We start from the raw sequence: 21,005 nt of genomic DNA, 5'->3' as shown, positions 1-21,005 counted from the left end.
GCTGTCACGATGCCGATTAACATCGCGTTAACCGTGCGGACGGCCGCCGGTTCCCATGCCGCGATTCCTGCCGCCGCTCCATACGCGAAACCGCGCAGGCCGGAGCGGCCGCCGTCGAGCGCCGCAGGAGCGCCGCCGTCACACCAGGAAGAAGTCCTCCGGCGCCCCGATCAGGCGGTCATCGCCGTGGACCACGAGCTTCCGCCGCATCGGGCGCACCGGCGGCGTGATGACCCGCCGTTCGAGCTCGTTGGCGCCTGGCAACTGGTCGACGAAGCGGACGGCGAAGCCGTCGGGGAAATGCCTGATGACACGGCCGATGCAACTGCCCACCGCCAGCGGCGTGCCGATCTCCGGCTGGATCTCCGCCGAGACCGCGGCGCCGGACATCGAGGCATCAATCACGAAGCACGGGATGCATCTGCCGTCGGCGAGCGTCAGCGCCGAATGCGGCGAGTTCGGCACGAAGCGCGCATCGCGGCGGGAATCGCGGATCGACGGATCCTTCTGCTTCTTCTCCAGCCAGACCAGCTTCTCGGCGAGCTTGGCGCGCTCGGCGCGCGTCATCTCCAGCTCGAGCAGAAAGCCGCCATGCACGGTGTCGCTGATCTCGCCTTCGAACTTGCCGAAGTCGCGGAAATACGAGGTCAGGCGATCGCCGACCTTGCCGACCACGGGCACCTCGAGCAGCGCGCGGAACGGCGACACCCGCGTGGTGCGGCAGGCGAAGGATCGCAGCCGTCCTTCCGGCGAATACCAGTTCGGAAGCGTGTAGGACCCGACCGTCTGAATCCTGACCGCGCGCTGCTTCAGGAATCGAGCAACCGACATTGCACGTCTCCCCTCGAACCCATGATGTCCCCGATGGCCCGGCCCCCGCCGAGGCACGATATGCCTGTTACAATTTCTGCGTGCATTTTCGGTCGAACTAACTCGAAATGGGCAAAGCCGCCATGGCCCGGACCGTGCGCGCAAATTCTTGAGGAAATCTGAATCCGAAACGGAAATCCCGCTCAACGGAATCGTATGTCCAACCCGTTTCTGCTTTCTGAAAATGTCGACCCGTCGGATTACGGTGCGGCGCGGCACTTGTTCGTCCGGGCACGAGCGGCTGATCGCATCAGCCGCGGCGCCATCGCGCCACGACGCACACCGTCTCACGATGAGCGTGCGTTCGCGTCCAACGCGATTAGTCAATGATTCACTCTGACGCGCGGCCACTGAGGCGCAGCTGCAACTCACAATTTCATTCAATCAGATGAGCAACTATCAGCGCGCGCAACCGCGCTGCCAGCAAACAGCTAACACGTTCGTGTCGTTTCGCTATTTGCTCGCTAACAACCTGTTCACCACTTGCGCAATCGGTCCGCACGGCAGCGGCTGCCGCCTATGCTGTTCAATTTCGCATATACTATTGCCGCTTAGTCGTAAGTGAGGGGGACGGCTGTCAGTCGGCTCGCGCGTCGCCCCGGGCGTATGAGTAAGCAAAGTAGTCACGCGTATGATGACCGCACGCATCGTGGTGTTAACCATCGCTCTCGGCGCGGGCGGCGTTGCGGCCTATCTGGTCAGCAATTCCGACGGCCAGCGGCAGGCGCCCGTGGCGCCGGTCGTGCAGTTGCCGACGGTCGAGGTGCTGGTCGCCAAGACCGACATCGGGCTCGGACAGGCGATCAAGCCCGGCGACCTGATCTGGCAGACCTGGCCCGAGGCCGCGAGCAACATCTTCATCCGGCGCGGCGATCGTCCCGAGGCGGCCAATCAGCTGGTCGGCACCATCGCCCGTTCGCCGTTCGTGATCGGCGAGCCGATCCGCGAGCAGAAGCTGGTGAAGGCGGACGGCTCCGGCTTCATGGCGGCGATCCTGCCCGCGGGCATGCGCGCGATCTCCACCGAGATATCGCCCGAGACCGGCGCCGGCGGCTTCATCCTGCCGAACGACCGCGTCGACGTCATCCTGTCGAAGCGCGACAAGAACCCGGACAAGCCCGGCGCCGCCGACTTCGTCAGCTCCGAGATCATTCTCTCCAACGTCCGCGTGCTCGCGATCGACCAGGCGCCGAAGGAGAAGGAAGGCCAGAACACCGTCGTCGGCAAGACGGTGACGCTCGAGCTCAGGCCCGAGCAGGCTGAGACTTTGGCACGCGCGCGACAGGCCGGCTCGCTGGCGCTGGCGCTGCGCAGCATCGCCGACGTGAACGCCGCCGACGGCAACAAGACCGAGACGCAGCAACAGCAGCAGCAGATGGCGCGACGGGGCAGCGCCATCGAGATCATTCGCTATGGGGTCACGAGCTCGCTCACGGCGCAGAAGTGACCGAAAGGACGAGGAAGATGATGGGTGGGCATCAACGCGCAAAATTCGGGACGTGGGTCGTCCGCGCGCTATCGACATCGGCCGTGATCGGGCTTGCGCTCAATCCGGCGCTGACGCCGGTGAAGGCGGCTGACGACAGGCTGGAGACGCCGGTGGTGTCGGTCGGCTCGTCGAAGGTGCGTTTCCTCTCGCTCGGCATCGGCAAGTCGGTGGTCGTCGACTTCCCGCAGGACGTCAAGGACGTGCTGGTCGCCGATCCCAAGGTCGCCAACGCGGTCGTCCGTTCGGCCCGGCGCGCCTACATCATCGGCGCCGCAGTCGGCCAGACCAACGTCGTGTTCTTCGACGGCGAGGGACAGCAGGTCGCGGCCTATGACATCGCGATCAAGCGCGACCTCAACGGCGTGCGCCAGGCGCTGAGCCAGAGCATTCCCGGCGTCAAGATCGACGGCGTCGGCGAAGGCGTGATCCTGACCGGATCGGTGTCGAGCCCGGTCGAGGCGCAGCAGGCCGGCGAGATCGCCGCACGCCTCGTCGGCGGTGCCGACAAGGTGGTCAACTCGATCGTCGTGCGCGGCCGCGATCAGGTGATGCTGAAGGTCAACGTGTCGGAGGTCCGGCGCGAGATCGTCAAGCAGCTCGGCATCGATCTCAGCGCCAGCCTGAACTACGGCACCGCGGTGGTGAACTTCAACAACACGAACCCGTTCACCGCCTATGGCAAGTCGCTGGTCGGCCCCAACGGCCTTTCCGCCACCGGCGGCGGCTTGTCGTCGGTCTCGGCGACGCTGCGCGCCATGGAGACGGCCGGTGTCGTCAAGACGCTCGCCGAGCCAAACCTGACCGCGATCTCCGGCGAATCCGCGACCTTCATCGCGGGCGGCGAATTCCCGATTCCCGGCGGCTATTCCTGCGATCCCACCACGCGGGTCTGCAGCACGTCGATCACCTACAAGAAGTTCGGCATCTCGCTCAACTTCACGCCCGTCGTGCTCGGCGAAGGCCGCATCAGCCTCCGGGTGATGACGGAGGTGTCGGAGCTGTCGAACGACAACGCGATCACGGTGTCCTATGCGCTGACCTCGGCCTCGACCTCGTCGGTGACGATCCCCGCGATCCGCACCCGCCGCGCCGAGACCACGGTCGAGATCCCCTCCGGTGGCTCGATGGCGATGGCCGGCCTGATCCAGAACCAGACCAAGCAGGCGATCAACGGCCTGCCCGGGCTCAACCAGCTGCCGGTGCTCGGCCAGCTGTTCCGCAGCCAGGACTACGTCAACAACGAGACCGAGCTGATGGTGCTGGTGACGCCCTATGTCGTGCGCGCCGTCGCCCAGAAGGAGCTGTCGCGTCCGGACGACGGCTTCGCGCCGGCCACCGACTCGGAGTCGGCGCTGCTCGGCCGCATGAACCGGCTGTACGGCATCGCCGCCAGGGTCGACGCGGCCACGGGGCAGCCGGCCGGCTTCGGCTTCATCATCGACTGAGATTGCGGGACGACGGGGCACGGGGGAACGATCATGTCGGCAACATCCATACCAGACGGCAGGCGCGCGCTGCGCCGGATCGTCGCCATCGCGGGGCTGGCGCTCACGCTCGGCGCCTGCAACACCACCACCGGTGAGGTCGTCGCGACGATCCCGGACGACTACAAGATCCGCCATCCGATCGCGATCGAGGAAGGCCGGCAGTCGACCGTCGTCTTCATCGGCAGCGGCCGCGGCGGCCTGACCTACCAGCAGCGCGTGGATGTCGCGGGGCTCGCGCGCTCATGGCTGCGCGAAGGCACCGGCGGGATCATGGCGGAGGTGCCGACGGGCACGTCGAATGCGCGCGCCGCGGCCGACGCCTACCGCGAGATCCGCGCCGTGCTGACCGCCGGCGGCGTTCCCTCGCACGCGATCACCCTGCGCAACACCATGCCCGACGATCCGCGGCAGCTCGCCGTCATCCGGCTGAGCTATCCGAAGATCGCCGCCGTCGCCGGTCCCTGCGGGCTGTGGCCCGACGACCTCGGGCCGAACTTCAGCAATCCCGGCTACAGCAGCAACCAGCACTATCAGAATTTCGGCTGCGCCACGCAGCGCAACCTCGCTGCGATGATCGACAACCCGGCCGATCTCGAGCAGCCGCGCTCGGAGATGGCCGCCTACACGCCGCGCCGCTCCGCGCTGTTCGAGAAGTACCGCAAGGGCGAGTCGACGGCGGTGGCGTATCCGGAGTCCGACAAGGCCAAGCTCAGCGATACAGGCAAATGATCAACGCGTCCCGTCAGAGCCAGGATGAGCAGCCCGGCCCCACCGGCCCGGCCCTCGACGATCACATCGCGCCGGTCCCGCGCGTCTCGGTGCAGGCATTCTGCGAAACCGACCAGACCTCGGCCGCGATCCTCGCCGCGAGCCAGGACCGCCGGCTCGGCAAGGCGCACATCACGATCAAGGCGGGCGGCATGCCGCGCGCCATCGAGACCTATCATTCGCAGCCGACGCCGAACGTCATCGTGATCGAGACCAGGCCCGGCGGCGACATTCTCGGCGGCCTCGACGATCTCGCCAGCGTCTGCGATCCCGGCACCCGCGTGGTGCTGATCGGCAGCCCGTCCGACGGCGTCGCCTATCGCGAGCTGGTCCGGCGCGGCGTCAACGACTACGTGCTCGGCCCGGTCGAGACCATCGACGTGATCCGCTCGGTCTGCAGCCTGTTCTCGGCCTCGGAGGCCGTCATCACCGGCCGCATCATCGCCGTGGTCGGCGCCAAGGGCGGCGTCGGCGCCTCCACCGTCGCCCACAACGTCGCCTGGAGCATGGCGCGCGACCTGACGCTGGATTCGGTCGTGATCGATCTCGACATGGCGTTCGGCACCGCGGGGCTGGACTACAACCAGGATCCGCTGCAGGGCATCGCCAACGCCGTGTTCCAGCCGGACCGGCCGGATACGGCGCTGATGGAGCGCCTGCTCGCCAAATGCACCGAAAATCTCAACCTGCTCGCCGCGCCCGCGACGCTCGACCGCGTCTATGATTTCGGCGCCGACGCGTTCGACGCGATCTTCGACACCCTGCGCATGACCCAGCAATGCATCGTGCTCGACGTGCCGCACCAATGGTCGGCCTGGACGCGGCATGCGCTGATCAATGCCGACGACATCCTCGTGGTCGCCGAGCCCGATCTGGCGAACCTGCGCAACGCCAAGAACCTGCTCGGCGTGCTCAAGGCCTCGCGTCCCAACGACCGGCCGCCGCTGTACTGCCTGAACCAGGTCGGCATGCCCAAGCGGCCGGAGATCGACCTGAAGCGCTTCGCCAAGACCGTCGAGGCCGAGCCGGTCGCGGTCATCCCGTTCGACTGCAAGCTGTTCGGCACCGCCGCCAACAACGGCCAGATGATCGCGGAGATATCGGGGCTGAGCCGCACGCCAAAACTGTTCCAGGACATCGCGAACCGGCTCACCGGACGGATCGACCACAAGCCGCAGCGCGGCTCGCTGCTGGCGCCGATCGCGAAACTGCTCGGCGCGAAATAGCGCCTGAGATCATGATGCGATTCCAGGGACTCGCATCATGATCTCATCTCCGTGTTTGAGCATGATCTCCGCGCAAACGCCTTTGGCGTTTGTCGCGAGGGAAAACCGGTTTCAACCTTTCCGGATCATGCTCTAGTCGTCGGACCGGCTGAGTGCCCGCGCCAGCGCCTTGTCGGGCTCGCCGGCCACCGGACGGTCGCGACGCGGCGACAGCTCGCGCTGCGCGATCTTGCGGCGCTCCAGGATGCGCTTGACATAGGCGACGCTGGCGCTGGCCTGCTCCGGCGGCAGCCCCGAACGCGCGATGCTCTCGGCCTCGCTCATCCGGCCCTGCAGGCCGACGATGACGGCGAGATTGGTCCGGACCCGCGGGCTGGCATCGGGGTGCGCGCTGGCCTTGCGCAACTGCTCCTCGGCCTTCGGCAGTTCGTTCGAGAGCGCATAGGAGAGACCGAGATTGGACAGCACGGAAGGATCGTCAGGGGCGATCTTCAGCGCCGTCATGTAGTATTGCCGGGCCTCCTCGTTGCGCCCCATCTGGTCGAGCGTGGCGCCCTGCGCCGACAGGATGCGCCAGTCGGGATCCTCGGGCGAATGCGCGCGGCTGAGCACGTCGAACGCCTGCTGGAAATTGCCGTTGTCGGCAAGCGCGCGGCCAAAGGCCGCCAGCAGCGCCTTGTTGCCGGGATTGGCGATCGTCGCCTGCTCGAGCACGGCGACCGCCTGCGAGCGCTGGCCGGTGCCGCGCAGGGCGCTGCCATAGCGCAGCGCCACCTCGGGATCGTTGGGATTGGCGCGGAAGCGCTCGCGGAGCTGGTCGATCTCGGCGCGCGGGTCGGCGGCGGCCGCGCGGCTCTTTTCGGGATTGCCGCCCAGTGCCCCCGTGACCTCGCTGAGATCGGTGGTCTGGCAGGCGCCGAGACCGAGCAGCACGGCCGTGAACGACAGCGCGAACGCGGCCGGCCGGAGCAGAGGGAGAGAGCGAAGGGGCCGCGTACGCATGCAACTGAACTACTTCGGGACCAGATGATCTGCACGCTGGCAGATTAACCCTAAGGTCCCGTTAAGCGGGCGCGGCCGGCCCGCTCAATCGATGAATTCGGCGCCGAACTCGCAGCCGATGCGCCAGGCCAGCCGGCACTTGCGCTGGTGGTCGGGCGCGAAGACGATGGTGAACTGCGGGGGAATCTCGACGAATTCGGCGATCACCTTGACGCCGCCGTCGGAAATATCCGTGACCGTGCAGTCCCGCGGCAGGCTGCCGTTGCCATAGTGAATCTTCGCGATCCTCCTGCACAGCCGACGTTCACTCTTGCGACGGTTCGCCAACATCAACATTTCGACGTCTCACCCACTCAATCGTCCAATCCGGAGACCTCGTTTGTAGCGAGGAAACCTTGGGATCTGGCTAGCGCCAAGCCCGGAAATCCGGCGACCGGATTTGGGTTTCGTTTACCCTCTGCATCCCTCAGCGGACCGGCAGCAGCACACGATCGAAATACGCCGACAGCCTCCCGACGTCGTCGAGCGGCAGGACGTCGGCGACATACTGATCGGGCCGCACGATCACGATGCAGCCCGCGGCGCGATCGATGCCGCGCATCGCAAAGATGTCCTGGCCGCTCTTCAGATCGGCACAGAACATCTTCTCGTAGTCGATAAGACCGTAACGGCCCTTCCGCGGCAGCAGCAGCTCCGGCATTCGTTCGAGCGCGAGTTCGCGATGCCCCTGCTGGAACACCGCGCGCAGATCGATCACGGAGTCGATGTCGGCGCCCACCTGGGTGTGGCGGCGCACGGGCGAGGCCGAATCCTCGCTGAGGAATGTGCACAGGCGGCGGATCGCGGACCCCGGCGCGGCCGGATCCTCCGCGGCCGCGAAAGCGAAGATGCGGAAGCGGCCGTCGGCTTGCACGACATGTCCGAGCTGCGCCGGCTTGGCGTCGCCGAGCCGGATGACCGGCGCCGAGTGAAAGCGCTTGCCGATGACGAAGCCGGTGGCGAGCGGCTGGAAGGTGTCGTCGCCGGTGAGGACGGAGGGCCGATAGTGCGTGGCGGTGCCCGCCGTGTAGCGGCCGTGACGGACGAAATAGTCCTGCGTCTTGGCCGCGTCGGCGCCGCCCTGCTTGGCGGCGGAGGCAAGAATTCCTGACCATTCGCGATCGAAATCGATCAGCTCCTGGGCGATGGCCCGCCGTTCGGCCGAATAGCTGTGCAGGAGCTGCGGCGCGCAACGCCTGCCCAGCACGGCGGCGAGCTTCCAGCCGAGATTGAACGTGTCCTGCATCGACACGTTCATGCCCTGCCCCGCCTTCGGGCTGTGGGTGTGGCAGGCGTCACCGGCGATGAAGACGCGCGGCAGCCGCGTTGCCACCTCGGCCTCCGGCACGTCGTCGAACTTGTCGGTGATGCGCTGGCCGATCTCGTAGACCGACCACCACGCGACCTCCTTCACCTCAAGCGTATACGGCGCGAGAATGCGCTGCGCCTTGGCGATCACCTCGTCGACGGTGATGTTGCGCCCGGCCACGCGCTCGCCGACCTCGAGCTTGGCGAGCTCGACATACAGCCGGACGAGATAGCCGCCCTCGCGCGGGATCACCAGCAGGCTGCCGTCCTTGGCGGACTGGATCAGCGATTTGAAGCGGATGTCGGGAAAATCGGTCACGGCGAGCACGTCCATGACGCCCCAGGCGTGGTTGGCGGAATCCCCGTGCAGTTCGCGGCCGATCGCCTTGCGCACGACGCTGCGCGCGCCATCGCAGCCGACGACGTAGCGCGCGCGCACCGTCTCCACCTGGCCTTCATGCTCCGGGTCTATGCGATCGAAGCTGACGGTCACGCCGTGCGCGTCGACGCCTGCGGCCGGATCGATCCGCAGATCACGCAGTCGCCGCGCGTAGTGCGGCTCGAGCTTCGCGGCCGAACGGCGCATCACGTCCAGGAAGAAATCGTGGACCCGAGCCTGGTTGAGCACGACATGCGGCATCTCCGACAGGCCATCCTCGACGTCCTGCACGCGACCGCTGCGCGCGATATGCTTGCTGTCCTGGTCGCTCGGCTTCCAGAACGTGGTCTCGTTGATCCAGCACGCTTCCCTCAGCACTTTCTCGGCAAAACCATAGGCCTGGAACATCTCCATGGTGCGGCAGGCGATGCCGTCGGCCTGGCCGAGCAGCAGCCGGCCCGGCTTCTGCTCGACGATGCAGGTCCTGATGTCCGGAAAAGCGGAAAGCTGGGCAGCGAGGTTCAACCCGGCGGGGCCACAGCCGACGATGAGGACATCGGCCTCGGGCGGCAGCGGGCCGGTCGCGCCGGCGCTCGCCACACGTTCGGCCGCGTCGAAGATCTCGGGATCGCCCGGCTGGAAGCCGTTGAGATGAAACTGCACGTGACCACCTTCCCTCGCCATTCTTATTGATCAGTATGCTGATCATCAGTATGCTTGTCAAGCTGGTGACAGGAGATTCGAATTGACCGAGATGCGGGACATGCCGGGGCACCTGGCGCGCCGGTTTCAGCAGATCGCCGTGGCGGTGTTCCTGGCGGAGGTGGAAGCGGCCGGCTTCGACCTGACGCCGGTGCAATATGCGGCGCTGGCGGCGATCGCGGCCAACCCGGCCATCGACCAGATCACGCTCGCTGGCCTGATCGCCTATGACCGCACCACGATCACCGGAGTGATCGACCGGCTCGCACAGAAGGGCCTCGTCGTCCGCCGTGCGAGCGCGCGCGACCGCCGGTCACGGGAGCTGTTGATCACCGATGAGGGGAGAAGGACGCTGGAGGCGATCACGCCGGCGGTCGAGGCAGCGCAGCGGCTGATGGTGCGCGGCCTCAGCGAGGCCGAGGCGAAGGAGTTGGTCCGCCTCATGCAGAAGGCGATCGCCGCCGGCAACGATCTCAGCCGCGCGCCGCTGCGGGAGGGGGCGGCGGAGCGGTAAGCCCAAGCAAAACTGCTGGTTGCTTACCCGTCATGCCCCGGACCGGTTCCGGGCATCCGCGTTCTTCCAAGCCCAACGACATCGATGGCCGGATCCAGCCCGGCCATGACGATGTGGAGAGAGCCGCCCCAAGCTGACGTCATAGAGGCGAGCGCCGCTCGTGCCCCCCTGCCCTCACGAATACCGCATCACGCCGTCGTCGACCTTGCCGAAGCGCAGCGAGACGATATCCAGCGCGTAGTTCTGGTACAGCCGCCACGGCCGCTTGGAGCCCTGTTTCGGCAGGTCGGCGACCGCGCGCTGCACATAGCCGGAGCTGAAGCTCAGCGACGGCAGCGGCGTAACGGTGGAATCGTCATTGTGCGGCACGCATTGGCGATAGCCGTGCCGGTCCATGTAGTTCAGGAGACGGCAGACATATTCGCAGGTGAGGTCGCATTTCAGCGTCCACGACGCGTTGGTGTAGCCGAGCGTCGCCGCCAGATTCGGCACGTCGGAATACATCATGCCCTTGTAGTTGAGCGTCTTGGCGAAATCGACGGTGCGGCCATCCACGACGACCTCGATGCCGCCGAGCACCTGCAGCACCAGCCCGGTCGCGGTGACCACGATATCGGCCTCGATTTCGCGGCCGTCGGTGAGGCGCAAGCCGCGCTCGGTGAAGGTCTCGATCCCGGCCGTCACCACCGAGGCGCGCTGCTCGCGAATGGTCTTGAACAGGTCGCCATCCGGCACCAGGCACAACCGCTGGTCCCACGGGTTGTAGCGCGGCGTGAAATGGGTGGCGACGTCGTAATCGGGACCCAGCGCGGCGCGCACCCCGCCCAGGATCAGCTGCTTGACCCGCTGCGGCTTGCGCCGGCTGAGCTGGAAGAAGTACATCCCGAACAGCACGTTGCGCCAGCGGATCAGGTGATAGGCGAGGCCAGCGGGCAGATGCCGGCGCAGCTTGTTGGCGAGCGCGTCCTGCGCCGGGCGCGACACCACATAGGTCGGTGAGCGCTGCAGCATCGTCACATGCGCGGCGGACTTGGCCATCGCCGGCACCAATGTGACCGCGGTCGCGCCGGAGCCGATCACGACGACGCGCTTGCCGGCATAGTCGAGATCCTCCGGCCAGGCCTGCGGATGCACGATGCGGCCCTTGAAATCGGCCATGCCCTTGAAGTCCGGCAGATAGCCCGACTCGTAGCGGTAGTAGCCGGAGCACATGAACAGAAAGCCGCAGGTCATCGACACTGTCTCGACCGTGCCCTGCTCCGTCCGGCGCTCGGCCTCGACGGTCCAGCGTGCGTCCGCGCTCGACCACGACGCGCGCCGGACCCGATGGTTGAACCGGATGTGGCGGTCGATGCCGTTCTCGGTCGCGGTGTCCTGGACGTATTTCAGGATCTGCGGCCCGTCGGCGATCGCCTTCGGATCGGTCCACGGCTTGAACGAATAGCCGAGCGTGTACATGTCGCTGTCGGAGCGGATGCCGGGATAGCGGAACAGGTCCCATGTGCCGCCGATCGCGCCTCGCCCCTCCAGGATCGCGAAGCGCTTGCTCGGGCACTTGTGCTGCAGATGATAGGCGGCGGCGATGCCGGACAGCCCGGCGCCGACGATCAGCACGTCGACATGCTCTGTTGACATGAGGTGTTCCTGGCGTTTCCTGGTGCGGCTTTCTTGCTCTGGCTGCGGACAGTCGCAACCCGGCTCGTCGCTGTCAAATCGCCGGCGCATTCGTCGTCGGTCAACCCTCCTCCGCTATCAGCGGGAAACACCCTCGATACGGATCTGGTGATGAACGCTCCCCACCCGCGCGACGACAGGCCCGGCGACAGCGACAGCCGGGACGGCAGTGGTGCGCCGTCGCAGCGCATCGCCCTGGGCTTTTCGCTGTTCGCAATCGGGCTCGCAGCCTGGTCGCTCTTCCCGAGCTTTCCGGCCGGCCAGCTGATCGCGGTCGTCACCGTCATCCCGCTGGTGGCGCTCATCCTCACCTTGCGCTTTCCCGGGCGGTTCCGCATCGGCCTCGGCTCCGGCTACGGCGCCAATCTCGGCACCGGTTGCATCGTGGCGGCCGGCACGCTTGCCGCGCGCACGCTGTCGGACATCAATCTCGTCGACTGGCTGCCGCTGACAGCCTTCGCGACCGCGGTCGCGATCATTTTCCTCATCGTCGCCGCGCGGTTCGAAACCCAGCTCCGCCGCCGCGGCTGGCGGCTGCTGCTCGCCGCTCTCTTCGTCGCTGCCTATGCGTTCGGGACGCTTGGCCAGTTCAACACCGCGCTCGACCACTCGGCGCCGGCGCTGCTGCGCAGCCGCGTGCTCGCCAAGCATCTCGGCCACAGCCGGCTCGCCACGCATCAGGTGACGCTCGAGCCGTGGGGCCCGTTCGCGCGAGCCACCGATGCCCATGTTGCGCAGGCGCTGTACGAAAGGTTGCAGCCGGGCGACACCGTGTGCCTGCGCCTGGGCGATGGCGCGTTTCGCATGGCGTGGTTCACGGTGGCCGCATGCCGTTGAGACCCGGCGCTGCGGCCGAGACAAGAACGGCCATTTGCGCAGCGCGGCGATGCTGCGTATCGTCGTAGCTTCGTGGCCCGCATGAGCGCAGCGATATGCGGGGCCTCACGCGCCGTCTCGATGAACCCGGACGTCGCTCCGCTCATCCGGGCGATGCGATTGCGAGCCGTTCTGCATGACCGACTTCCTGCCCCGCCCTTTCGCTGTCGATCGTCCCGACGTGCTGGAGCTCGACATCACCGCGCTCGACGCGCGACCCGGCGCGGTGCTGGTGGCGCGCTCGCCGTTCTATCCCGGCGGTGGCGGACAATTGCCGGACCGCGGCACGATCACGTGGAACGGGATCGTCCGCGTCGTCACCGGGTTCGAGCCGACCGCCGACGGCATCTGGCACCTGATCGGTGATGACGCCATCCCGGACGGGGCGATCGAACTGCACGTCGATCCGGCGTTCCGGCAGCGCATGAGCGAGCAGCACACGGTGGCGCATCTCGTCAACAGCGCCGTCTACACCCTGTTCGACGGCGCGCTGCTGACCGGCGTCCGCATGACCGAGACCGACGAGTTCAGCGTCGACTTCGACCTGCCCAAGTTGGCGCCGGAGCAGCTGCGCGCGGTGGAGGACGCGGTCAACGCGGCGATCTCGGACGATCGCCCGGTACGCGCCTTCGACATGCCCTATGACGACGCGCAGGCGACCGCGGGCCTGTTTCGCGCCAAATCGGTCGCCCCGCCGCGCCAGGCCGACGGCCTGATCCGCATCGTCGACATCGACGGCCTCGACCGCCAGGCCTGCGGCGGCACGCACCTGGTCTCGACGGCGCAGGCGCGGCGGATCCGCATTCTCAAGGTCGACAACAAGGGCCGGCAGAACCGGCGGTTGAGGATCGGATTCGTCACGGCTTGAGAATCGCGCGGCTCGCGATGAAACGGCCGGCGTCGCAATGCACATTGTCAAACGCGTATATCATCGCTCGACGTCCGATACGATTGTAACGCAGGCGCGTCCGTGATCCCATGGAAGCTCACGTCTTCCTTGCGTTCCGCAACGTCTCCGAGGGCAACTCACCCATCATCTGGCGGTACTCGCTGGCAAAGCGGCCCAGATTGCCAAAGCCGCATTTGAAGGCGATCGACACGACGCTTGTGTTGGCATCGGGCCGTCGCAGAAGTTCAGATGCCCGCTGAAGTCGGACGCGCTTGGCAAACTGGCCGGGTGATCCGCGTCCCGACTCCGAGAACTCGCGGAAAATCGACCGGACGCTGACCCCCGCGATCGCGGCAATCTTCTCGAGGTCCAGAGGCTCGTCCCAATGTGCCTCGATATAGGACTCGACGGTATCGACAACCATACGGTTGACTCGCTGGGGCGCATTCAGCAGGCGGCTGCTAAAGCTGTGCCGATTTGCAAGCAGGAGCCGGATCATCAAGCTCCGCTCGAGCTCTGCGATGGCTATCGGCGAGTAGTCCGCTCCGAACATCTGCAACTCACCGGCAAGCCTGAAAACGTCCTGGCGGACGAGAGCCATGACAGCAGGATCGGTTGGGCCTTCGTCAAAGGTCAGATTCGTGTCTCTGTCATCGCCGAGCATGGCTCTCAACAGCTGGTGCAGAGGCGCGCTTTCGACCCTGACCACCAGTTGGCAGTAGCCGGCAGGAAATTCGAGATCCAGTCTTGAATCCCCGGATATCAGGGGACTCCAGGCGACGATCGCCTGGTGGCCTCGCGCAGTCCTGTATCCGGCAGTGCCCTGGATCGAGAAGAACTGTCTGTAGATCGTCGATTCCGGAAACGACACCGACGCCGCGCCCGCATATGAGCAGAACGCCAGCCCCGCGGTGCTGAGCCGCGCAAGATTGGCCTCGATGCCGAAGCTGGAGTCGGAGCTGTCGAAACGATCGACGGCGTAGATGCTGAACAAGCGATCGCGCGCGAACTCGCGATCACGCGAGCGAAACAGCGGATATCGATCGAGATATGAGATTTGACCCAAACAGCTCCTCCGCCCGATCGGCATCACCACCTGGTCAACCCTTGTGCAATCGTCAGGCGCGTGAGCACAAGGCCGTGCGTTAGGGCACGTGGCAAGCACGAATTTCATTCAGTTCCACGGTTCGGACAACGTCCCGGCGCGAGGGGGCGTACGATTTTCGCGGTGATAACCGAACACCCCGTATTGTTACGGACAGAATGCGGCCTCGCGGGGCTGGCCGTGGTCTGCGCCGGGTCGTCCAATGGCTCGCTCGGAACAACGGCGTACCAAGCGGCCAAATGCGATGGGTATCGGGGTCATCGGAGCGGCAGCATACGGCCGATCTGTCGGGGATCGGACAAATACTTGGATAATTCGATTCGACTACGATCCGCTCACTCTGGACCAGAGTCGGGCCTCGCGGCGGCGTTTGGCCCCAGCGAACCAAGGTCCTGGAAATCGACAGACGTGCATGTGCCGAAACCCCGGCAGAGCAGACCTAGAGAGGAAAGAGAATGTTCGGCCGCAGACACGCCAAGGGTGACGCACAGGCCATGCTCGACGCGATCAGCCGCTCGCAGGCCGTGATCGAGTTCAACATGGACGGCACGATCATCACGGCAAACAAGAACTTCCTCGATACGCTCGGATACCGGCTGGATGAGATCCAGGGCAAGCATCACAGCATGTTCGTGGCGCCGGCCGAGCGGGACAGCGCGGCCTATCGCGAATTCTGGGCGGCTCTCAACCGCGGCGAATTCCAGGCCGCAGAATTCAAGCGGATCACCAAAGGCGGCGGCGAGGTCTGGATCGAGGCGTCCTACAATCCGGTTCTCGACGGCAACCGCCGACCGGTGAAGGTGGTGAAGTTCGCGACCGACATTACCGCGAAAAAGCTGCGCAGCATGGCGGACGGCTCCAAGATCGCTGCCATCGATCGCGCCCAGGCCGTGATCGAGTTCAAGCTGGACGGAACGGTCGTGACGGCGAACCAGAACTTTTGCGACGTTCTGGGTTATCGGCTCGACGAGATCCAGGGCCGGCATCACAGCATGTTCGTCGAGCCGTCACAGCGCGACAGCGCGGCGTATCGCGAGTTCTGGACGGCCCTCAATCGCGGCGAATATCAAGGCGGCGAATACAAGCGCATCGGCAAGGGAGGCAAGGAGGTCTGGATTCTCGCCACCTACAATCCCATGCTCGATACCGCCGGCAAGCCGTTCGGCGTGGTCAAGTTCGCGACCGACGTCACCGCGCAGAAGCTCAGGAACGCGGATCTGGCCGGCCAGATCGATGCGATCGGCAAGTCGCAGGCTGTGATCGAGTTCAACATGGACGGCACGATCATCACCGCGAATGACAATTTCCTGCATGTGCTCGGCTACACCCTGGCCGAGGTCAAAGGCAAACATCATAGCATGTTCGTGGAGCCTTCGGAGCGCGATGGTGCCGCATATCGCGAGTTTTGGGCCGACCTGAACCGGGGGCAGTATCAGGCGGCGGAATACAAACGCATCGGCAAGGGCGGCAAGGAGGTCTACATCCAGGCCTCGTACAATCCGATCCTCGATCTCAACGGCAAGCCGTTCAAGGTCGTGAAGTATGCGACCGACGTCACCAGGCAGGTGCTGGTGCGCATAGGCAACGAGCGCGTCCGTGCGATGATGGAATCCGTCGCAGCAGGCTCCGAGGAGTTGAACGCGTCTGTGCGGGAGATTTCCGAAGCCATGACCAAGTCCCGCGAGACGGCGATGGGCGCCGTCGGTCAGGTGGCATCCGCCGACGGCCAGGCGCAACGGCTGTCCGAAGCCACGCAGGCGATGAGCGGCATCGTCGAGATGATCAACAACATCACCGGGCAGATCAACCTGCTCGCGCTCAACGCCACCATCGAATCCGCCCGCGCCGGCGAAGCCGGGCGTGGCTTTGCGGTCGTCGCCGCCGAGGTCAAGAACCTCGCCAACCAGGCCAAGCAGGCCACCGACAAGATCGCCCAGGAAATCGAGAACCTCAACGGCATCTCGGGCGACGTCGTGACGGCGCTCAACTCGATCAAGCAGGCGATCAACAGCGTCAGCGAATACGTCACCTCGACGGCGGCGGCGGTGGAAGAGCAGAGCACGGTGACGAACGAGATGTCGTCCAGCATGGCCCGCGCCGCAGCCGAAGCTCAGGCCTTGGCCGCCCGGACCGCGGCTTAGCTGCGCGCGACCAGGGCGGCGAAGCCCGGCGGGCCGCCGCCCCATTAGCGATCGAATGCGGGCGTTCACAAGAAGGCGCTGACGAGAAGACCGTGGCCGACATCATTCATTTTCCTGCCCCCGATTCCTCGCGATTCGTCGAACAGCACGCCGTGGCGGCTTGTCGGGCGCTCCTGCGTCCCCAGACCGAACGCCTCCAGCAAGAGTTGCAGCAGTGGCGCAACGCCTTGGATGAGTTGGATCAGCACATCGGCGCGGCCCCGTCATTCGCCGCGCTGCTGTCTGAGAGCGCAAAGGTGCGCGAGCTCATCTCCGCTGCCGAAAGCGCGCTGGACGCAATCTTCTGAGACCAGGCGGTGATCGCCGCGGCACGGCTGACGGTTGCGCGGCGACGCGCACCGCCAGGATTGCCGCCAACAAGCCAGCGGGACGACAGCAGTCCCGGTCGCCGCCGCAAGGTCACGGCCGATGCAAGATCACGTCGAATCCTTCCTCCGCGGTCGGCGCCACGAAGTATGAAGTGAACAGGTCGAACTCCTCGTCGGTCACGGTGAAGGCGTGGCGGCCTTCTGCGTTGCGCGCGCGCAGCCGTGCCTTGCAGACCTCGTCGGGGACGTCGAGGTGATGCAGCTGGTGCGGCACGCCCGCGGCTTCGAACAGGCCGCGCATCCAGGCCCGGCTCGCCGGCGTGTTGGCGGGGAAGTCGAGCACGACCGAAACGCCGGCCCGCAACAGCGCGACGACGTGCGGCCCCATCACGCTGCGCAGCCGTGACGAATTGCGCACGTAGTCCGCCAGGCTGCTCTGCTCGCCAGGATAGAGCCGCGACAGCCAGTCGTCCTCGGCGACCACGACGGTGGCCGGGCGATGGCCGAGCTCCGCGGTGAGCGTCGATTTGCCGGCAGCGATCTTGCCGCACACGAGGTGCAGCGTCGGTTGGTTGGGAGACACGGATACAGACCTCGCATACGGCGCCGCTTCGGGCGCCAAGAGCATTCACAGGCAATTCTCGCAGGCGGAAGCGCCCGGCCCGACGGATCAGGCCGGGTCGGTAATTCGGCTGCTGACGGCAGCGCCTGCGATGCGAATGCGGAAGGTCATGAGGATATATTTGACAGATGTCGCTGACGGCGTCCAGGCCCGGCCGTCATCCGTCGCGAGACCGCACCGCGATTGAGTTCGACTCGCAAGAATGGCCCGCGCGCATTTCAGTCGGGCCGGCCGCTCGCGAATGAGTTGAACTCACTTCACTGTGGCCGAATTGATCCACTGCGACGGGAGTCGAGCCGGCCGCGTGTCGTCCATTGCCAACCGGATGTCCGCTCCTGTAGGTAGTTGCGAGGGACGGGGGCGTCAGTCGGTGGCTCGTCAAGGGCGTCAACTACAAGGCATCGCATCAGCACGACGTGAGGCGCGCATGCGCTCAGCACGGCGGCGCGCAGCGCTGTCGCGGCTCGGCGGCGCTCTCGTCTGGTTTGCGGCATGGGCCCTGATCTTCCAGTCCGCGCTGGCGCTCTCCGCGATGAGCGCTGCGGTTGCTGCTCCCGATGCCGTCGCCATCATCTGTCAGAGCTCCGTCGACGGTCCGACGTCGGACGACATCGGCACTGCGGCCAAGCAATGCGCGAGTTGTCCGTTCTGTGCGCTCGGGCGCGGCGTCACAGTCCCGCACGTCCCCGCCGTGGCGCGGCCGATGCCGGTGGTCGTGGCGATCCTGATCGAGCGGACAGACCTCGTTGCGGCGCCTCGGCCTGCGCTCGAACTGCCGGTCGCTCGCGGACCACCGGCGGCCCTCTAGGCCGATACTCCAGACATCTCATCCCGTCACGATGCGGCCGGTCTCGTCCGCGCGCGCTGTGGGCTGCCGTCCGGTGGTCGCCGCAGCCGTGCCCGCAGCCGCCTCGTCGCGACATGTTCACGTGGCCACGGCGCGCTCGCAGCCGGGCGCCTCTCCCATTCCTATTCCGAGATCCCCTCATGGACCATTGTTCGACACCCGTCCGGCAGCGGTTGCTCCGCTCAACCACCGTGCTCACATCGCCGGCGCTGCTGGCATTCGCCCTTTCGAGTCCCGTGCTCGCGCAGGACCCATCGCAGGCTCGCTCCGCCGCCACGCTGCCGCAGGTGACGGTCGCTGTCCCGAAGCCCCGCCCGGCCGCCCGAACGGCAGTCCGCCGCAGGGGCGCACATGCGGCGACCAATCCGGCCGGCGCGCCACCGCCGCAGGCGGCCTCATCCGACGGCGTCGGCGCGCCTCCCGGCGCCACTTCGGTTGCACCGGATGACATCCTGGCGAAGCGGGCCACCACGAACGACACGGCTGCGCTGTTTGCGGATGTCCCCGGAGTCAGCCTCTATTCGGCCGGAGGGGTCTCCAGCCTGCCGGCGATCCATGGCCTCGCCGACGACCGCCTGCGCATCAAGGTCGACGGCATGGACACCATCGCCTCGTGTCCCAATCACATGAACCCGGCGCTGTCCTATATCGATCCGGCCCAGGTCGCCGCGGCCAAGGTCTGGGCGGGCATCACGCCCGTGAGCGTCGGCGGCGACTCGATCGGCGGCACCGTCGCCGTCAGCTCGCCGGCGGCCCTGTTCGCGGCGCCGGGGCAGAGCCTGCTGACCAAAGGCAGCATCGGCACGTTCTACCGCAGCAACGGCAACGTGCGCGGCGTCAACCTGTCGGCCACCATGGCCACCGAGAACTACAGCGTCAGCTACAGCGGCGCTGCGGTCAAGGCCGACAACTATACGGCCGGCGGCAACTTCAAGAACTTCACCCTGAGGAGCTCCATCACGCCGGTGCTTCCCCTCGATCAGGTCGGCTCATCCGCCTACGAGACCAGGAATCATCTGATGGGCATCGCCTGGAGCAAGGACGGCCAGCTCATCGAGCTGAAGGCGGGAGTGCAGGAGGTGCCCTATCAGCTCTACCCGAACCAGCGCATGGACATGCTGGGCAACGATGCCTACAGCTTCAACCTGCACCATCTCGGCCGGTTCGACTGGGGCGATCTGGACACCCGCCTCTATCACCAGTCCGTCGATCACTATATGAACTTCGGCGGTGATCGGCTGTTCTCGTATGGCACACTCAGCCCGCCGAACACGACGGGTCCGCGCTATCCGGCCAACGGCATGCCGATGTATACGCGCACCAAGACCAACGGCCTGACCTCCAAGGCCGACATCACGCCGTCGCCCCGCGACGTGGTCCGCGTCGGCGTCGACCTGCAGACCTACCGTCTCGACGACTGGTGGCCGCCGGCCCCCGATTGCGGCGTCGGCAACTGCATCGGCGGCATGGCGCCGCTGACGTTCTGGAACATCAACGGCGGCAAGCGCGACCGAGCCGGCGTGTTCAGCGAGTGGGAGGCGAAGTGGAGCCCGTCCTGGCTGTCGCTGCTGGGCGTGCGGTTCGAACGCGTCGAGTCCGACACCGGACCGGTCGTCGGCTACAACACCAGCACCACGCCGCTGACATCGGGATTCATGTCCGGCATGTACGAGACGAGCTCGGTCGGCTCCCGCGCGGCGTTCAACGCCGTGGATCGCTCGCGAAAGGACAACAATGTCGACCTGACGGCGCTGTTTCGAAACACGCCGAGCGCCCATCTCACCTTCGAGTTCGGCGCGATGCAGAAGACCCGCTCGCCGAATCTCTACGAGCGTTATTCCTGGTCGCGCAACACCATGGCGCTGGAGATGAACAACTTCGTCGGCGACGGCAACGGCTATCTCGGAAACCCCAATCTGAGACCCGAGGTCGCCCATACCGTGAGCTTCACCGGCGCCTGGCACAGCGCCGACCATGAGGCCGAGATCCGGCTCACGCCCTACTACACCCATGTACGCGACTACATCGATGCGGTGCAGTGGAAGGCCGCCACCAACACCGCCGCCGTGCCTGCCGTCGCCAACCAGTTCGTGATCATGAAATACATGAACCAGCAGGCACGGCTGTACGGCTTCGATCTGTCCGGCAAAGCGCCGCTGGGCAGGACGCCGATCGGCGATTTCGGCCTGAAAGGAGTGTTGAGCTATACCAACGGCCGGAATCTCGACACCGGAAGCGGTCTCTACAACATCATGCCGGTCAACGGCAGGCTGACGCTCACGCACCGGCTCGACGGCTGGGACAGCGGCCTCGAGCTGGTGATGGTAGGCCGCAAGTCCGACGTCTCCGTCGCGCGCAACGAGCTCAAGACCCCGGGCTACAGCCTGGTGAACCTGCGCAGCAACTACACCTGGCAGAGGCTGCGCATCAGCTTCGGCGTCGAGAACCTGTTCAACAAGCTCTACTACCTACCGCTCGGCGGCGCCTATATCGGCGAGGGCGCATCGATGTCGTTCAACAAGGAGGCCGGCACCGTCGCTGCCACCGGCGGCGGCGTATCGGGCACCGCGACGATGTGGGGCACCGCCGTTCCCGGCCCCGGACGTTCGTTCTATCTGGGTGCGAACCTGGAATTCTGACGCCGGCATTCGCATCTCGCCCTGTCCCGCCAGCGGGACAGGGCGAGAGCGGGCGCCAGA

Annotated in this window: 18 protein-coding genes; 11 read left to right on the top strand and 7 right to left on the bottom strand. The window is 66.1% G+C overall.

Features of this window, described 5'->3' with window-relative positions:
* Positions 1–138: 138 nt before the first annotated feature.
* Positions 139–831 carry a PilZ domain-containing protein gene (locus QX048_RS31910; RefSeq protein ID WP_315768732.1) on the bottom strand — a complete coding sequence of 231 codons (693 nt, stop codon included), beginning with the start codon at positions 829–831 and terminating at the stop codon, positions 139–141.
* 670 nt (positions 832–1,501) lie between these two features.
* Here QX048_RS31910 and cpaB point away from each other — a divergent pair.
* Genes cpaB through QX048_RS31890 form a run of 4 tightly spaced genes read left to right on the top strand, consistent with a single transcriptional unit; the run spans position 1,502 to position 5,840 of the window.
* Positions 1,502–2,317, top strand: coding sequence for a Flp pilus assembly protein CpaB (gene cpaB, locus QX048_RS31905; RefSeq protein WP_315825094.1), 816 nt, complete (start codon positions 1,502–1,504; stop codon positions 2,315–2,317).
* A 17-nt stretch (positions 2,318–2,334) separates the two neighbouring features.
* The gene (locus tag QX048_RS31900; protein ID WP_315712866.1) at positions 2,335–3,804 is read left to right on the top strand and encodes a type II and III secretion system protein family protein; all 1,470 of its coding nucleotides are present in this window, start codon (positions 2,335–2,337) and stop codon (positions 3,802–3,804) included.
* Positions 3,805–3,837: 33 nt separating this feature from the next.
* On the top strand, positions 3,838–4,575 hold the full coding sequence (locus tag QX048_RS31895; RefSeq protein WP_315712867.1) for a CpaD family pilus assembly protein: 738 nt from the start codon (positions 3,838–3,840) through the stop codon (positions 4,573–4,575).
* Positions 4,572–5,840, top strand: a complete 1,269-nt coding sequence (locus QX048_RS31890) for a CpaE family protein (protein ID WP_315712868.1) — start codon at positions 4,572–4,574, stop codon at positions 5,838–5,840. Before QX048_RS31895 ends, QX048_RS31890 begins: the two co-directional genes overlap by 4 nt.
* A gap of 132 nt (positions 5,841–5,972) precedes the next feature.
* Here QX048_RS31890 and QX048_RS31885 read toward each other — a convergent pair whose 3' ends face one another.
* The 3 genes from QX048_RS31885 to QX048_RS31875 all read right to left on the bottom strand — a co-directional run bounded on the left by QX048_RS31885 (position 5,973) and on the right by QX048_RS31875 (position 9,231).
* Positions 5,973–6,842, bottom strand: coding sequence for a tetratricopeptide repeat protein (locus QX048_RS31885; protein WP_315712870.1), 870 nt, complete (start codon positions 6,840–6,842; stop codon positions 5,973–5,975).
* 84 nt (positions 6,843–6,926) lie between these two features.
* Positions 6,927–7,172 (bottom strand): PilZ domain-containing protein, encoded by a 246-nt coding sequence (locus QX048_RS31880; RefSeq protein WP_315712872.1) that lies wholly within the window; start codon positions 7,170–7,172, stop codon positions 6,927–6,929.
* 136 nt (positions 7,173–7,308) lie between these two features.
* A complete protein-coding gene (locus QX048_RS31875; RefSeq protein WP_315825095.1) occupies positions 7,309–9,231 on the bottom strand; it encodes an FAD-binding monooxygenase in 1,923 nt (640 codons plus the stop codon).
* A 100-nt stretch (positions 9,232–9,331) separates the two neighbouring features.
* Between QX048_RS31875 and QX048_RS31870 the strand changes: the two genes are divergently transcribed.
* Complete coding sequence (locus QX048_RS31870) at positions 9,332–9,784, top strand: MarR family winged helix-turn-helix transcriptional regulator (RefSeq protein ID WP_315825457.1); 453 nt, start codon at positions 9,332–9,334, stop codon at positions 9,782–9,784.
* A gap of 174 nt (positions 9,785–9,958) precedes the next feature.
* Here QX048_RS31870 and QX048_RS31865 read toward each other — a convergent pair whose 3' ends face one another.
* Positions 9,959–11,509 carry a flavin-containing monooxygenase gene (locus QX048_RS31865; RefSeq protein ID WP_409998680.1) on the bottom strand — a complete coding sequence of 517 codons (1,551 nt, stop codon included), beginning with the start codon at positions 11,507–11,509 and terminating at the stop codon, positions 9,959–9,961.
* A 60-nt stretch (positions 11,510–11,569) separates the two neighbouring features.
* Here QX048_RS31865 and QX048_RS31860 point away from each other — a divergent pair, with 60 nt between their 5' ends.
* Both QX048_RS31860 and QX048_RS31855 read left to right on the top strand, forming a co-directional pair.
* A complete protein-coding gene (locus tag QX048_RS31860; protein ID WP_315753612.1) occupies positions 11,570–12,295 on the top strand; it encodes a hypothetical protein in 726 nt (241 codons plus the stop codon).
* Positions 12,296–12,470: 175 nt separating this feature from the next.
* Positions 12,471–13,202 (top strand): alanyl-tRNA editing protein, encoded by a 732-nt coding sequence (locus QX048_RS31855; RefSeq protein WP_315825096.1) that lies wholly within the window; start codon positions 12,471–12,473, stop codon positions 13,200–13,202.
* A gap of 118 nt (positions 13,203–13,320) precedes the next feature.
* Here QX048_RS31855 and QX048_RS31850 read toward each other — a convergent pair whose 3' ends face one another.
* Positions 13,321–14,289 carry an AraC family transcriptional regulator gene (locus tag QX048_RS31850; protein ID WP_316172207.1) on the bottom strand — a complete coding sequence of 323 codons (969 nt, stop codon included), beginning with the start codon at positions 14,287–14,289 and terminating at the stop codon, positions 13,321–13,323.
* A gap of 494 nt (positions 14,290–14,783) precedes the next feature.
* Between QX048_RS31850 and QX048_RS31845 the strand changes: the two genes are divergently transcribed.
* Positions 14,784–16,469 (top strand): PAS domain-containing methyl-accepting chemotaxis protein, encoded by a 1,686-nt coding sequence (locus QX048_RS31845; protein WP_315712876.1) that lies wholly within the window; start codon positions 14,784–14,786, stop codon positions 16,467–16,469.
* 92 nt (positions 16,470–16,561) lie between these two features.
* On the top strand, positions 16,562–16,816 hold the full coding sequence (locus tag QX048_RS31840; protein WP_315825097.1) for a hypothetical protein: 255 nt from the start codon (positions 16,562–16,564) through the stop codon (positions 16,814–16,816).
* 112 nt (positions 16,817–16,928) lie between these two features.
* Here QX048_RS31840 and QX048_RS31835 read toward each other — a convergent pair whose 3' ends face one another.
* Entirely contained in the window at positions 16,929–17,420 is a 492-nt protein-coding gene (locus QX048_RS31835) for an ATP-binding protein (protein ID WP_315825098.1), read from the bottom strand.
* Positions 17,421–17,886: 466 nt separating this feature from the next.
* Between QX048_RS31835 and QX048_RS31830 the strand changes: the two genes are divergently transcribed.
* Entirely contained in the window at positions 17,887–18,267 is a 381-nt protein-coding gene (locus QX048_RS31830) for a hypothetical protein (protein ID WP_315825099.1), read from the top strand.
* A 179-nt stretch (positions 18,268–18,446) separates the two neighbouring features.
* The gene (locus tag QX048_RS31825) at positions 18,447–20,945 is read left to right on the top strand and encodes a TonB-dependent receptor (RefSeq protein ID WP_316200834.1); all 2,499 of its coding nucleotides are present in this window, start codon (positions 18,447–18,449) and stop codon (positions 20,943–20,945) included.
* The last annotated feature ends 60 nt before the right edge of the window (positions 20,946–21,005 follow it).

It is taken from the genome of Bradyrhizobium sp. SZCCHNS30572, from assembly GCF_032484415.1.
GTDB lineage: Bacteria > Pseudomonadota > Alphaproteobacteria > Rhizobiales > Xanthobacteraceae > Bradyrhizobium.
Note: the sequence above shows the minus strand (reverse complement) of the source record. Positions and strands in the feature narration are given on the sequence as shown.